Here is a 14,561-nt window from a genome sequence, read left to right as displayed (position 1 = left end):
GAGGGGGAGGTAGGGCTGCGGCGCCGCGGCACCTCCATCTCTCCCCTTGTGGGAGAGAAAGCGATTTCAACACCTTAGCTGAAAGCTAAGTGTTAGAAATCGCAAGTGAGGGGATACTACGGCAGCATCCGTTCCGCCTTGGGCGGCAGATAGCTGGCGTCGAACACCTGCTCCGCCTTCACATTGCCCTTCAGGCCCATGGAGACCTTGAGCGTGTCGATCGAGGCGGAAAGACGCGCCGGATCGACGCCGCCGAAACCGTTTTCCACGACATAGGGCGTCTTGATATTCATGGAATTCGCCATGGTCAGGCGCTCGACCTCGATATCCTTGTTGAGCGTCTCATTGCGCTTCAGGACGGCGGCGGCGCCCTCTTCCGGATTGGCAACGGCATCGGCAAAGCCCCTGGCGAGCGCCTTCAGGAAGCCCTTCACGGCATCCGGATTTTTCTCGGCAAAATCGGCATTGACCAGAACGGCATTGCCATAAAGGTTGAGGCCGTGCTCGGCCATCAGGATGGTGGCGATATCCTCGTCCTTGATGCCCTGCGCCTTCAGGTTCAGGATCACCGAGAAGGCGAAGCCGAAAACGGCATCGACATCGCCCTTGGCGAGCATCGGCTCGCGGACCGGGAAGCCGATCGATTCGATGGTGATCTTGCTGTCATCGATCTTGGCGACCTGCTTGAAGGCCTTCCACTGGGCAAAGGCGCCGTCCGGCGGCGGCGCGCCGAGCTTCTTGCCCTCCAGCGACTTCGGATCGTCCGTGACCCCGAGCGACTTGCGACCGACGACGGCAAAGGTCGGGCGCTCATAGATCATCATCACTGCCTTGATCTTCTGCGACGGATCCTCGTCAAGGAACTTGATCAGCGAGTTGATGTCGCCGAAGCCCATCTGGTAGGCGCCGGTCGCCACGCGCGGGATCGCCTCGACCGAGCCGTTGCCGGTATCGATCGTGACATCCAGCCCTTCGGCCTTGAAGTAACCCTTGTCCTGAGCGAGCAGGAAACCGGCAGCCGGGCCTTCGAATTTCCAGTCGAGCGTGAACTTGACCGGCGTCTCGGCCAGCGCCGGCGCGGCAGGCGCGGAAAAGCCGGCGGCAAACGCCAGCGCTGCAGCGGCCGAAAGTTTGGAAAACAGTCTGCGCGAGATCATGAAAATGGGTCCCCTCAAAGGTTTCTTTTGTTCGGATGAGCCCACATCCAAGCGCTTCTTCAGCCTTCGCGCAAGCCGAAATTGCACATAAAGTCATCATATTTTAGTATAGATCAATTTATATGCATTCGCCGATCTCCTGCGCAATATCGTGGCGCGATTTTCAGCAGGAGGCTGGCTCTTCCCTTCCTTCGTCCGGCAATTGTATAACCTCCAGATCATTCCACCCGCTTGCGAGAATGCCGATGATCGAACTCCTGCTCCTTATCCTGGTCATCGTCATGGTGGGCCTCAACAGCAGAACCGGAAAACGGGTGGCCGCGCTCGAAAGCGAGCTGGAGGCGATCAAGGCGGCGCTCAGGCAGCAGGCGATCACCCTGCCCTCTCCGGCGGAGGCGGTTTCGACCGGGACAGCGGCGGACGCGCTCCAGGACCGACCTGCCTCGCCGGTCGAGCTTGCGGCCCGCGAGGCCGCGGAGGCGGAGGCGCCGGTCGCCGCCGTTTCGGAGGATGTCGGCACCGGCCACGAAACCGTGGTGCCCGGCCCGGTCCTCAAGCCGGCGGCGCAGGCGAAGACCAGCGAAAACCTGGAAAGCTATCTCGGCGCCCGCTGGCCCGTATGGGTAGGCGGTGTCGCACTCGCCTTCGGCGGCATCTTCCTGGTGCGCTATTCAATCGAAGCGGGACTGCTCGGACCGGCCGCGCGGCTTACGCTTGCCGGCATTTTCGGGCTCCTGCTGCTTGCCGCCGGCGAAATCGTCCGCCGCCGCGCCATGCCGCAGATGTCCGAACGCTTCAGCAATGCCATGATTCCAGGCGCGCTGACGGCGGCCGGCGCGGTGACGCTGCTCGGCGCGATCTATGCGGCTTACGGCATCTACGAGTTCATCGGCCCGGCCCCGGCCTTCGTCCTGCTGGCGCTCGTCTCGTTCGCGACGATCGCGCTGTCGCTCCTGCATGGGCAGGCACTCGCCGGCCTCGGCCTGCTCGCCTCGCTCCTGACACCGGGCCTCGTCGCGACCGAAGAGCCGAACGCCAATGCGCTGTTCATCTTCCTTGGCCTCACCTGGCTTGCGGTGAATGCCGCCTCGCGCTTCCGCCGGTGGACGGTCGTGCCGATGCTCGCCAATATCGGCGTCGGGCTGTGGGCCGTCGCCTATGTGGCCGGCTCCGACGCCTTCGATCCCCTGCCGCCCGTGCTGGCGCTGATCGTGATGATTGCCGGCACCGGTTTCTTCTGGCCCGGTTCGCGCTACGAAGCCGGCGCGTCGGCCAGAACGGGGTGGCGCGCACTTCTTCTCCGGCCACCGCTGAAGATCATGCTTTCGATCGCGATCATGACCATGCTGCCGGCGCTCGTGATGGTGTTGCGCCATGCGGAAGGCGCAGGAATGGTGCTCTTCGGCTTTGCTGCCATCATGGCCACGCTTGCAGCGCTCGGCGCAAGCCGCATCCATGCAGTCTGGCCGGCGATAATCGCCGCCGCGGGCTCCATCCTGGGCATTACCATCACCGCCCTGACCTGGTTCGATTACGTGCCGCAATCGGTGCTTCCCGCTCCGGCTGACGGCCAGCCGGCGCAAGCACTGACCTTCACCAACGAAATCACCGTCTATCTCCTGCTCGGCGCGATCTTCACGCTTCTGGGCTTCGCCTTCCTCAAGCGCTTCCGCAGACAACAGCCGGAATTTTCGATCGTCTGGGCCTTCCTCATGCCGGCCGTGCCGGTGGCGCTTGCCTTCATCAGCTTCCTGAATTTCGGCAACCTCGGGCGCGACTGGACGCACGGGCTTTACGGGCTTGGCCTCGGGCTGGCGCTTCTGGCGGGCGCCGAATGGCTGTTCCGGCAAGGCGGAGACACGGCGGAGGACGGGACCGGCCCGTCCATCGACTGGCCGGCCAATCTTCTGGTCGCCGGCTCCTTCGCGGGCTTCACGCTCTGCCTGCATGCGCTGACCAACGGCATCGTGACGACCATCCTCGTCTCGGTGCTCGGCTTTGCCTATCTGCTGGCGATGCGCGCAAAACCCTGGCCGGCGCTGCCCTGGATGATGGCCGCGGCAACCCTGATCGTCTTCGGCCGGATCGCCTGGGAGCCGACGCTGATCGGCCCGAACAGCCTCGGCACCACGCCGTTCTTCAATGCACTGCTGCCCGGCTACGGCATCCCGACGCTGCTTGCGATCGTCTCCGCCTGGCTTCTCAGGGATTCGCCTGACTTCCGGGTCCGCAACCTCATGCAGGCGCTCGCGTCGCTCGCAGCACTGATGACGATCGCCGTTCTGGTGCGCCACGCGATGAACGGGGGCGTGCTGGACAGCCGGGTGCCCACCCTCGGCGAGCAGTCGATCTACACGCTGGTCACCGTCGGTTTCTCGGGCATCCTGATGACGCTCGACCTCCAACGCCCAAGCCCCGTCTTCCGCTTCGGCTCGATGATCGCCGGAGTGATTGCGACGATCAACGTGCTATCGCTGCATCTCTTCGCGCTCAACCCCTATTTCAGCGGCGAAAATACCGGCCGCTGGCCCTTCTTCAACCTGCTTTTGATCGGTTATCTGCTGCCGGCGCTGGCCTACGGCCTCGTCGCCTTCTATGCGCGCGGCCGCCGGCCAATGCCCTATGTGGCGATGCTTGCAGTGGCCGGCGCGGTGCTCGGCTTCCTCTGGGCGACGCTTTCGGTACGCCGCTTCTGGCAGGGCGACAATATCGCCGACTGGAAGGGTTTCCTGCAGGGCGAAACCTATACCTATTCGGTCGTGTGGCTCTTGATCGGGGTCGCGCTGCTGGCGCTCGGCTCGAAGCTCGACGCCAAGAGCCTTCGGCTTGCCTCGGCCGGCCTCGTCTTGATCGCAGTCGTGAAAGTGTTCCTCATCGACATGTCGAACCTCGAAGGGATCCTCAGGGCGCTTTCCTTCATCGGCCTCGGCGCGGTGCTGATCGGCATCGGGCTTTTCTACCAGCGCATTCTGGTCAACAGGAGTGCGAACCCCGCTCCTGCTGATTCTCCGGCCGATTCCCAGGGAACCACATCGTGACCGCATCGCTTGCCGCCGCCTTCCAGCCCTTCGAGGCGCTGGCCGAAACGCTCATCCCGCACGCGACGGAGGGCGATGACGGCAGTCATGACCTCGCCCACATCCTGCGTGTTTTCAAGAACGCCATGCGCATCCACGCCAAGGAAGGCGGCGACGGGCGCGTGCTGGCGGCAGCCGTGCTGCTGCATGATTGCGTGGCGGTGGAAAAGAATTCGCCGCTACGTTCACAGGCCTCGCGGCTGGCGGCGGAAAAGGCGGCGGGCATTCTGGCCGGGATGGGCTGGAGCGGAGAGGATATCGCCTCTGTCGCGCATGCGGTCGCAGCCCACAGTTTTTCGGCTAATATTCCGCCCGAGACGCTGGAGGCGAAGATATTGCAGGATGCCGACAGGCTGGATGCGATCGGCATGGTGGGCGCGGCGCGCTGCTTCTACATCGCCGGACGGATGGGCTCCGGCCTCTACGACCCCGCCGACCCGCTCGGCAGGGAACGGCCGCTCGACGACAAGGCATTCGCGATCGATCATTTCGAAGTGAAGCTCTTCAGGCTCGCCGAGGGATTCCGGACCGCAGCCGGCCGGGCGCTCGCCGCCGAACGGCATGTGCGCCTCAAGCAGGTGCTCGACCTCTTCATCGACGAAATCTGAGGACTATTTTCCATGCGCGTCAGCCAACTCAATTTCTATCCCCTGAAAAGCGGCCGCGGCATTTCGCTCGATGAAGCCGAGATCGCGGCGGAAGGCATTCCCGGCGACCGGCGGATGATGGTGACCGACCCCTCCGGCCATTTCATCACCCAGCGGGAACTGCAGGCGCTGGCGCAGCTTCAAGTCACGCCCGGGGACGGCGGCTTCCGCTTCGCGATCGACGGCAAGGGCGAGATTTTCGCGGGCCAGCCGCCGAAAGACCGGCGCATGGATGTCGCCGTCTGGAAATCGATCGTCAATGCGGCGGTGGCGGATGACGCGGTCAACGAGGCGCTGTCCGGCTGGCTGGGACGCGACGTGCGGCTCGTCTTCTTCGACGATCAGGCGAAACGCACAGCAAGCGCCGAATGGGCCGGTCCGGACACGCCGGTGACCTTCGCAGACGGATACCAGGTGCTCGTGACGACGACCGGATCGCTCGCGGCGCTCAATGCCGATATGCAGAGAAATGGCGAAGGCTCGGTCGGCATGGAACGTTTCCGGCCGAACATCGTGCTCGATCACGAGGAGGCCTGGGCCGAGGACAATTGGGAAGGCATCGAGATTTCCGGCATTCGCTTCGATTTCGTCAAACCCTGCGCCCGCTGCATCATGACCACGCAGGATCAGACGAGCGGATCGCGCGAGGTGCCGAGCCCGATACCAGCCATGGGCCGCATCCGCATGTCGGCCGACCGGCGCGTGCCGGGGCCCCTCTTCGGCTGGAACGCCGTGCCGCGCGACACCGGGCGGATCAGGCTCGGCGATGTGGCGACGGTCATCGCGGAGCGCGAGGCCTGGGCGATCAAGCGGCGGGGGTGACACCGTCGATCCGTTATGGCTGAATGTTCGGTTGTGCCTGCATGGTCTGGAGATCGATCGGCATCGAGATATGCTCATGGGCGATCAGCCACCGACCGTCGATCTTCCGTAGACCCGAACTCACGCGCACCCAGTAGTCAGCCTTTTCGCCATTCGTCCTTTTACTCTTGACGTGGCTCAGGCTGTGGCAGACTGCGACGTCATCTCCGACCGCGATGCGCAACTCGCGCATCTCATAGTCGATCGTACCGTCCACCGAGGCGAACCACGCCTCGAAATTCTTTCGATAGGCCTCTACGCCTTGGACCTGCAGCGGTGGCCTGATGTCGAATACGACGGTGTCTGGCGCATAATGCGCCATCAAGGCATCGATGTCCTTGGCGCGCAGCGCTTGTGCCAATGCGTCGAGACGCTCGCGGATTTGGGCTCCTTCCCTCGTTGCAGTCGCGGTTTTAGGCATGACACTCTCCTATATGTGCGAGGAGCCGTGAGGCTCCATGGCTTTAACGAAAGTCCGCCCGCAGTAATCTACTACGGGCGGTCCAAGTACCAAAGGGTCTGATCAGATCTGCCGGTGGATGTATCGTCCGGGGCTGTGTGCGATCGCCTATTCCGCCGGATTGAGAGCGGCAGAGCTCGCCGCCACCTGCCCCGCCGGATTGCTCAACCGGCCATAACCGACGAGCATGGTCGCAAACGCCACCGCGCCGCCGGCGACTGCCACCCAGAAGCCGTTCGACGCGCCATAGGCATCGATCGTCCAGCCGGCGAGCGAAGAGCCGGCGGCAAAGCCGATGCCGACGCCGGTCATGGCATAGGTAATACCTTCGGTGAGCTGCGACGCGGGCACGATCCGTTCGATCAGGCTCATGCCGGTGATGAAGGTCGGCGAGATCGCCGCACCGGCGAGAAACACGACCAACGTCAGCGCCCAGAGATTGCCGACGAAGGGCATGGGCAGCGTCGTGACGGCGGCAATGAAGCTCGCAAGGACCAGCCGGCGGGCAAGCGGCGTCTTGAACTCGATCGCGCCGATCACGAGGCCGACGATGAAGGAACCTGCGGCATAGGCGGCCAGGATATAGCTTGCCGCACCCTTGTGACCCATGGCTTCCGCGAAGGCGACCACCGACACTTCCGCCGTCCCGAAGATCGCGCCCATGCCGGCAAAGACCGTCACGACGAACCACATGGGAAGAAGCCGCATGACCGAGCCGCCATTCCTGATCCGATGCGGATCGACCTTCGGTTCGGTGGATTTCTGGGCGACGAACAATGCCGTGCCGGCGGCCAGGAAGGCGGCGGAGGCCAGCACGCCCGCTTCCGGGAAGAGAGAGACGCTCAAGCCGATACCGAAGATCGGGCCACAGATATAGACGACCTCGTCCATCACCGACTCGAAGGCGAACGCGGTATGGAGCTCCGGCCGGTCGCGGTAGATCTCCGTCCAGCGGGCGCGCACCAGCGCCATCATGCTCGGCATGACCCCGGCGATCACGGCGAAGACGAAGAGCGTCCAGTTCGGCCAGCGCGCCCAAGCGGCGGCGGCAAGTGCCACGAGTGCGGCGACGGCGACGATCGTCGTCGGCACCAACACAGCCGACTGGCCCTTGTTGTCCACCCAGCGAGAGACCTGAGGCGCGATGAAGGCATTGGCCAGCGCGAAGGTGGCCGAGACCGCGCCGGCGATCCAGTATTCGCCATGGGTCTGGGAAAGCATGGCGACGAGGCCGATCGTCGTCATCGGCAGCGGCAGGCGGGCCACGAAAGCGGCCGCTGCAAAACCTTTCGTCCCCGGCCTTCGGAATATTTCGCGATAGGGATTGGGCATATCGGAATCCTTGGGTTATCTTGAATGACCACTTACATACGCCGCGTATGTGAGCTAGATAATCACATACGTTGCGCATGTCAATTCACATACGCTGCGTATGCGAATAATTTTCGGAGTCCGTATGGCGCAGAAAATAGGGCATAAGCCTCGCAAGGAAATGATCGCCGAAACGAAGGGCAAGCTGATCGCCGCCGCCCGTCGCGCATTTGCGACGCGAGGTTACGCCGAAGCCTCGATGGACGACTTCACTGCCGAGGCAGGGCTGACGCGCGGCGCGCTCTACCATCATTTCGGCGACAAGAAGGGCCTGTTCCAGGCGGTCATCGCCGAGATAGACGCGGAAATGTCCGACCGGCTCTGCGCCATTTCCAGCAAGGCGCAAACCGCCTGGCAGGGCTTCGTCGACGAAAACATCGCCTATATCGAGATGGCCCTGGAACCCGAGATACAGCGCATCATGCTGCTCGACGGGCCGGCGGTACTCGGCGATCCTTCCAGCTGGCCGAACCAGAACGCCTGCATCCGCACCATGACCGCCAGCATCCAGAAGCTGATGGACGAGGGTACGATCCGCGACGTGGATGCGGAGGCGACCGCACGGCTCGTCAATGGTGCGACCTTGAGCGCCGCACTCTGGATCGCCAGCGCAGAAGACCCTCAGGCCGTGTCGAAGAAGGCGGTCGGTGCGTTTTTGGTGATGGTCTCGGGATTGTTGAAGGAGAAGGCGGGGGCGTGAGACGGCATCCGGTTTTGCCGGGATGCCAAAACGATTTGCACTGCCGCAAGCAATGCCGATAGTTTGAGATCGAAAACCAGAAGCCCCGGAATCAAGGAGAGGCTAATGGGATATTTCCGCTTGCCGATTTTGATTTTTGCGCTGATTGCAGTCTTTGTCTGGATCCAGCCATCACAGGCTCAGAACGAGAGCGGCTCTTCCCGGCCGCTGACAGTGGGGGTCTATGTGAGCCAGCCTTTCGTGATGAAGGATGGCGCACTCTATTCCGGAATGGCGATCGAGCTGTGGGAGGCGACAGCCAGGCCGCTGAACCTCATTTACAGCTACCGTGACTATCCGAGTCCCGACGCCCTCGTCGCGGCGACGGAACGCGGCGAGATCGATGTGGCGGTCACCAACCTGACGATCACCAAGGACCGGGTTGAGCGCATCACCTTTTCGCAGCCCTGGTACGATGCCGGCTTGCGCATCATGGTGGCCGATAGCGAGGATGCAGGCTTCTGGCAGGTCATCGGCGGACTGGAGCGCGCCGGGCACCTCCGCGCCATGGCATGGCTCGTTTTCATCGTCCTCATTGCCACACTCATTCTCGTGCTGTTTTATCGCCGCTTCGACAAGAGCTTTCCGCGAAGCTGGCACGAGGGCGTGGCCGAGAGCTTCTACGAAGTCATGTCGGTCGCGACGTCCGGCAAGGTCACCCGTCCCAACGCGCTCGGCTGGGTGGGAAGGATTTCCGGCGGCATCTGGATGGTTTGCGGAGTGGCGGTGATTGCCTACGTCACCTCATCCGTCACCAGCGTCATGACGGCGCTGACGCTGACGCACCAGATCAATTCGCTTGCTGATCTGCCCGGGCGAACGGTCGGTGTGTTCCGCGGTAGCGTGGCGGAGGCTTACTCAAACGAATTGCGGCTTTCGACGACGTCATATCCCGATATCGACAGCGCGGTGGAAGGCCTCGTCTCCGGCAGTTCCGCCGCTCTCATCGGCGACGCGCCCGTGCTGGAATATTACGCGCATACGCATACGAAGCCACCTTTCTCCGTCGTCGGGCCGATCTTCCATCCGGACAAATACGGCTTTGGCTTCAGGCACGGCGATACGCTCAGCCATGAAATCACATTGCGGCTCCTGGCGCTGCAGGAGGCGGGGGCGCTCGAAAACCTGAGACAGAAATATTTCGGCAACAGCCGCTGACCGATCAGGGCCCTCCTTCATTGCTGTGCTGATTTGAGACGCTATCACGGCGACCGGATCAATTCAGGGTAACCATACCGGATCACCTGCACTTGAGAATAAGCGTCATGAACCTACCCTTGTCGGTCGGGGCGGGAACGTTTTCCCTCGGTGCTACAAGTCGCAGGCCCTTTAAAGATCACGGAAGTCTGGCGAAACTCAACAGGGGATATCACCATGAATCGCTTCGCTTTGTCCGTTTTTGCCGTTCTCGCCATCCTATGGCTCGCGCCGCAGGCCAACGCCCAGGCAACGGTCGAATGCCATTCCAGAGACTATCAGTATGACGAGTGCTTCGCCGGGCCGCTGAGACAGCCACAGCTCATCCACCAAATCTCCGGCAGTTCATGCATTCTGAACCGGTCATGGGGATACAACCCGAGAAGCCGGTATATCTGGGTCGCTCAAGGCTGCTCCGGGGTCTTTGCCGATGTCGGCGGCTATCATCATGGACGCGGCGACGGTTTCGACCAGAATGCGAGAATGTACGATCATCGCGGCCATGACATCGGAGGAGCGGTGGCCGGCGCGGTGCTCGGCGCCATCCTTGAGGGACTAGCCGATGAAGGCGAGAAAAAACACCGCCATCATACCAGCAACCATCACGACGGCGGCGGATACAACGGATGCCATGGCATCGGATGCAAGGTCGACAATCCCGACCAGGCCATCGATACCAGGCCTCAGTTCGACAGACAGGGCAATCCCAACTTCGATGTGCATGGCAACTATCAGGGATGCCATGGCACCGGGTGCCTGGTCGATGATCCGGACAGCGCCAATTGAGGTCGCGACCCGATTTTTCTGAGAGAGGAGAAAGTCATGAAAAAGGCAATGATTTTGCTGGTCTCCGGCCTTCTGGCCATGTCCGGGACGGCCCTGGCCCAGACCTCCGCCGATACGAACAAATCGCTCGACGACCTGTTCGGCCACCACCAGCCCTATGCGGACTTCTTCTCCAAGCTGCAGACTGCCGTGGGTTCCGGTGACAAGCAAGCCGTGGCCGGAATGGTCGATTATCCTTTCCAGGCACGCATTGGCGGCAAGGCCGTCAAGATCAACGATGCCAAGCATTTCGTCGCCGATTACGACAAGATCGTTACCACAAAGGTGAAGGGCGCCGTCGCCAAACAGACCTATCCGACGCTGTTCGCCAACTGGCAGGGCGTGATGATCGGCGAGGGCGAAGTCTGGTTCGCCGAAACGGGGAAAGACGAAAAGCACATGGCGGTCAAGATCACCGCCATCAATGATTGATACGACACGCTTCGCCTCCGCGACTCACCCGCTGAATGCATGGCAGCCATTCGCAAAAGGCAGGTTGTCCGTTCGGCTTGTGAAAAGTCAAAACGGAAGCATAATCTGCCCTGCCCTGCTCATCCCTCTGCGTCGGCGCGCCTGCAGCCGGCGGCGCCCCGAAAGAGACTGCCCCCATGACACCTCGGTCCACCGGCCTCCTTTGCGCGCTTTCGGCCGTGACCATCTTTTCGGTGCAGGACGGCATCTCCAAACATCTCGGCACGGCCTATCCGCCGATCTTCATCACCATGATCCGCTACTGGGCCTTTGCAGGCTTCGCCCTGCTGCTCGCCAGCCGCTCGCCGGTCGGCTTGAAAGGCGCGGTCTCCGCCAACCGGATGTGGCTGCAGATCGCCCGCGGCGTTCTCCTGGCGGTCCAGATCGTCATATCGATCTTCTCCTTTTCGCGGGTCGGACTTGCGGCAAGCCACACGATCTTCGCCGCAACGCCGCTCGTCGTCGCCTGCCTTTCGGTGCCGCTGCTTTCAGAAAAGGTCGGCTGGCGGCGCTGGACGGCGATCGGTATCGGCTTCATCGGCATTCTCCTGATCGTTAATCCGCTGCACGCCACGTTCGATACGAAGATCATCATTCCGATCATCGCCACGCTGATGTTCGCCCTCTACTCCGTGATGACCCGGCTTGCGAGCCGCACCGACGCGGCCGACACCGCCTTCTTCTACACCGGCGTGGCGGGGGCGGCGGCGATCACCCTCGTCGGACCTTTCTACTGGACGCATATCACCTTCACCGACTGGTTCTGGATGCTGGTGCTCTGCATCACCGGCATGAGCGGTCACTATCTCCTGATCCGCGCCTTCGGCCTGCTCGATGCGGTCGTCGTGCAGCCCATGTCCTACATCCAGACCGTGCTGGTCTGCCTCATCGGCGTCTTCGTCTTCGGCGAGGTCATGACCTTTAACATGATCGCCGGCGGCGCGATCGTGATTGCCGCCGGCATCTTCACCATCTGGCGGGAAGCCCGGCTGGGACGCTTGGCGCCGGCGGCGATCGACCCGCCCGGCACGCCTTGAAGAAATGTGCCTGTAGGGATGCCCCTCATCCGCCCTGCCGGGCACCTTCTCCCCGCATACGGGGAGAAGGACATATGCCGCATCGGCTTCTTAACGCTCGGTGCTGCGTATGGCACGTCCCCTCTCCCCGCAAGCGGGGAGAGGGTTAGGGTGAGGGGCAAAATCCCAAGAGCCGCATCAAATACGGTGATGGATTGATTGAGCAAAAGTTGTTTTAAGAAGGAGGCCGCACGCGGTATGATTTTCCATCCGCAGCGAGGAGGAAATCCATGATCCAGTCTGCCCGAGCGTCCATGCCCTGGCTGATCATCACCGCCGGCGCATTGATCGCCATGCTGACCTTCGGCCCGCGTTCCGCCATGGGTTTCTTCCAGCTCCCCATGCTCGCCGATACGGGCTGGGACCGTTCCACCTTCGGGCTGGCCATGGCGATCCAGAACCTCGCCTGGGGTCTCGGCCAGCCCTTCTTCGGCGCGCTTGCCGACAAATACGGTACCGGCCGCGTGCTGACGCTCTCCGGCCTCCTTTACGCCGCCGGCCTCATCCTGATGTCCACCGCCCATTCGATCGCGATCCTCCATCTCTCCGGCGGCGTCATGGTCGGGCTTGCGGTCGGCGCCGGCTCCTTCGGGACCATCCTCTCCGCCTTTGCCCGCAACGTGACGCCGGAACAGCGTTCGCTCGCCTTCGGCATCGGCACGGCGGCCGGCTCCGCCGGCATGTTCCTCTTCGCTCCGCTCAGCCAGGCGCTGATCAGCACCTATGGCTGGTCGGACAGCCTCGTCGTCATGGGACTGATGATGCTGCTCGTGCCCGTGCTTGCCTATCCGCTGCGCGGCAATGCCAAGTCCGGCACGCAATCCAGGGACGAAATCGACCAGACTGTCGGTCAGGCGCTACGCGAAGCCTTCGGGCACCAGAGCTACCTGCTGCTCACCTCGGGGTTCTTCGTCTGCGGTTTCCAGGTGGCCTTCATCACCGCGCATTTTCCCGCCTATCTCGGCGATATCGGCATCGACGCCCGTTATGCCGTGATCGCCATGGCGCTGATCGGCTTCTTCAACATCATCGGCTCGTTCGGCGCCGGCATGATCGGGCAGCGCTACTCGAAGCCCTATTTCCTCGCCTATATCTATCTCGCCCGCTCGGTCGCGGTAGCGGCCTTCCTCATCCTGCCGCAGACGCCGCTCTCGGTGATCGTGTTCGCGATCGTCATGGGCCTCCTTTGGCTTTCCACCGTGCCGCCGACCAACGGGCTCGTCGCCATCATGTTCGGCACGCGGCATCTTGGACTTCTGGGCGGCATCGTCTTCCTGTCGCATCAGGTGGGTTCGTTCCTGGGCGTTTGGATGGGCGGCTTCCTCTACGACCGCTTCGGCTCCTATGATCCCGTCTGGTGGCTCGGCGTGGCGCTCGGCATCTTCGCGGCGATCGTGCATTGGCCGATCCAGGAGAAGCCGGTCGACCGGCCGGCGCTCGCTGCCCAGCCGGCGGAATGACGGTCAATCGGCCTGAAGCGGCGGCACCCAGGGGTGCCTGTGCTGATCGTAGACCGCCTGCGACGGTGCCGGGAAGTGCGGGTCCGCAAAGGAACCGACGCCGATTGCGATGGCGTCCGGCTTGCGCTGCGGCTCCCAGAACACCGTCGAGCCGCAATCCGGGCAGAAGTGAAGATTGACGGGAAAGCCGCTGTCCGACGGCCGGGCATAGGTCTTGCTCGCGCCCTCGATGCGAACCCGGCGGCGATCGAAGAAGGCGGCGATGCCATAGGTGCTGCCGGTGCGCCTCTGGCATTCCAGGCAGTGACACAGCGAAACCTTGGCAGGCTCGCCTTCGCAGATCGCCCGGAGCTTGCCGCAGGCGCAGGTGGCTATCCGCTCCATCCCTCTCCTCTTCCTTCAGCTCGCCTGACGCTCCGCCTCGCCGTTCCCCTGAGGCCGTTGGGACAACGCCTTCAACACCGCCTGCACGAAACCCTCGCGGGCGGCCTGTTCCGTCAGCCCCCGCGGTTCATAGACATGCCGGTGCAGGAAAAAGGCAGTGAGCCGGAAGGCGGTGGCAAGGCTGTCGCAATCGGCAGCAGCGACCGCCCCCTCCCCCAGGAAAGCCGGAAGAGCCAGCATGCGGTCGGCGTAGGGGGCGCCTGCCTCGCGGGAGACGGCGCGGCCGCTCTTCGGCGAGACGTAGATGAGTTCCTCCCGCAAGCCGGTCGCAGCGCATTCGGAGAGGTCGAGCCCGAAGCCCAGGTCGTTCAGCACCGCAAGCTCGAAACGCACGAACAGTTCGCCGGCATCGGCCGGGTTGTCCAGTGCATCGAGGATGATGTCGAGCGCTTCGAAGAGATGCGGGTGCGGATCGCGCTCGGGAAGCAGCCGGAGCAGTGCGCCCATGGCCTGCACGCCGTAGACGGCGGTCGCCGTCTCCATCAGCCTTGCCGCGCGCAGTTGGAGCGGTTCAAGACGGAATTCGCCGAGATGCTCGTCGAGACGGGCGCGCCAGACGGCCTCCACGCGGTTTCCCGGCTGCAGGACAGGCTGCATGGTGCGCGAGCGACCGGAGCGGACGAGACCCAAATGCCGGCCGCGCTCACGGGTCATCAGCTCGGCGATGACGCTCGTCTCGCCGTGGCGCTTGACGCCGATGATGATGCCTTCGTCCTGCCACTGCATATGTCGGTTCAAGCCTCCTGCATGCCGATTCAACACTACCCCATAAGGAG

General features: G+C 63.0%; 14 protein-coding genes. 9 read left to right on the top strand and 5 right to left on the bottom strand.

Annotated features, from left to right (window positions below):
• Positions 1-116 precede the first annotated feature (116 nt).
• Entirely contained in the window at positions 117-1,157 is a 1,041-nt protein-coding gene (locus ABK249_RS10295; protein ID WP_348862808.1) for an ABC transporter substrate-binding protein, read from the bottom strand.
• Between the two features lie 245 nt (positions 1,158-1,402).
• Here ABK249_RS10295 and ABK249_RS10290 point away from each other — a divergent pair, with 245 nt between their 5' ends.
• From ABK249_RS10290 to ABK249_RS10280, 3 genes are read left to right on the top strand one after another with little or no spacing between them, the layout of a single operon-like run.
• Positions 1,403-4,195: a DUF2339 domain-containing protein gene (locus ABK249_RS10290; RefSeq protein ID WP_348862807.1), complete on the top strand. Its 2,793-nt coding sequence runs from the start codon at positions 1,403-1,405 to the stop codon at positions 4,193-4,195.
• Positions 4,192-4,842 carry an HD domain-containing protein gene (locus tag ABK249_RS10285; RefSeq protein ID WP_348862806.1) on the top strand — a complete coding sequence of 217 codons (651 nt, stop codon included), beginning with the start codon at positions 4,192-4,194 and terminating at the stop codon, positions 4,840-4,842. The genes ABK249_RS10290 and ABK249_RS10285 overlap by 4 nt, the downstream gene beginning before the upstream one ends.
• Before the next feature lie 12 nt (positions 4,843-4,854).
• Complete coding sequence (locus ABK249_RS10280) at positions 4,855-5,703, top strand: MOSC domain-containing protein (protein WP_348862805.1); 849 nt, start codon at positions 4,855-4,857, stop codon at positions 5,701-5,703.
• A gap of 13 nt (positions 5,704-5,716) precedes the next feature.
• On the opposite strand, the gene ABK249_RS10275 is transcribed toward ABK249_RS10280, so the two are convergent.
• Together ABK249_RS10275 and ABK249_RS10270 are read right to left on the bottom strand one after the other, a co-directional pair.
• Positions 5,717-6,163 carry a YybH family protein gene (locus ABK249_RS10275; protein ID WP_037150400.1) on the bottom strand — a complete coding sequence of 149 codons (447 nt, stop codon included), beginning with the start codon at positions 6,161-6,163 and terminating at the stop codon, positions 5,717-5,719.
• Between the two features lie 147 nt (positions 6,164-6,310).
• On the bottom strand, positions 6,311-7,534 hold the full coding sequence (locus ABK249_RS10270) for an MFS transporter (protein WP_348862804.1): 1,224 nt from the start codon (positions 7,532-7,534) through the stop codon (positions 6,311-6,313).
• 124 nt (positions 7,535-7,658) lie between these two features.
• On the opposite strand from ABK249_RS10270, the gene ABK249_RS10265 reads away from it, so the two are divergent.
• The 6 genes from ABK249_RS10265 to ABK249_RS10240 all read left to right on the top strand — a co-directional run bounded on the left by ABK249_RS10265 (position 7,659) and on the right by ABK249_RS10240 (position 13,341).
• Positions 7,659-8,273: a TetR/AcrR family transcriptional regulator gene (locus ABK249_RS10265; RefSeq protein ID WP_227702321.1), complete on the top strand. Its 615-nt coding sequence runs from the start codon at positions 7,659-7,661 to the stop codon at positions 8,271-8,273.
• 105 nt (positions 8,274-8,378) lie between these two features.
• Positions 8,379-9,470: a transporter substrate-binding domain-containing protein gene (locus ABK249_RS10260; protein ID WP_227702320.1), complete on the top strand. Its 1,092-nt coding sequence runs from the start codon at positions 8,379-8,381 to the stop codon at positions 9,468-9,470.
• Positions 9,471-9,686: 216 nt separating this feature from the next.
• Positions 9,687-10,295, top strand: a complete 609-nt coding sequence (locus ABK249_RS10255) for a DUF3011 domain-containing protein (protein WP_037150389.1) — start codon at positions 9,687-9,689, stop codon at positions 10,293-10,295.
• A 36-nt stretch (positions 10,296-10,331) separates the two neighbouring features.
• Entirely contained in the window at positions 10,332-10,766 is a 435-nt protein-coding gene (locus ABK249_RS10250; protein WP_037150387.1) for a hypothetical protein, read from the top strand.
• A 176-nt stretch (positions 10,767-10,942) separates the two neighbouring features.
• Positions 10,943-11,842, top strand: coding sequence for a DMT family transporter (locus ABK249_RS10245; protein WP_348862803.1), 900 nt, complete (start codon positions 10,943-10,945; stop codon positions 11,840-11,842).
• A 269-nt stretch (positions 11,843-12,111) separates the two neighbouring features.
• Positions 12,112-13,341, top strand: coding sequence for an MFS transporter (locus ABK249_RS10240; RefSeq protein ID WP_348862802.1), 1,230 nt, complete (start codon positions 12,112-12,114; stop codon positions 13,339-13,341).
• A 3-nt stretch (positions 13,342-13,344) separates the two neighbouring features.
• Here ABK249_RS10240 and ABK249_RS10235 read toward each other — a convergent pair whose 3' ends face one another.
• Complete coding sequence (locus ABK249_RS10235; protein ID WP_348862801.1) at positions 13,345-13,725, bottom strand: GFA family protein; 381 nt, start codon at positions 13,723-13,725, stop codon at positions 13,345-13,347.
• Between the two features lie 15 nt (positions 13,726-13,740).
• Positions 13,741-14,511, bottom strand: coding sequence for a DNA repair protein RecO (recO, locus tag ABK249_RS10230; protein WP_348862800.1), 771 nt, complete (start codon positions 14,509-14,511; stop codon positions 13,741-13,743).
• Positions 14,512-14,561 lie beyond the last annotated feature (50 nt).

It is taken from the genome of Neorhizobium phenanthreniclasticum (assembly GCF_040066075.1).
In the GTDB taxonomy this organism is placed as follows: Bacteria; Pseudomonadota; Alphaproteobacteria; order Rhizobiales; family Rhizobiaceae; genus Neorhizobium; species Neorhizobium petrolearium.
Note: the sequence above shows the minus strand (reverse complement) of the source record. Positions and strands in the feature narration are given on the sequence as shown.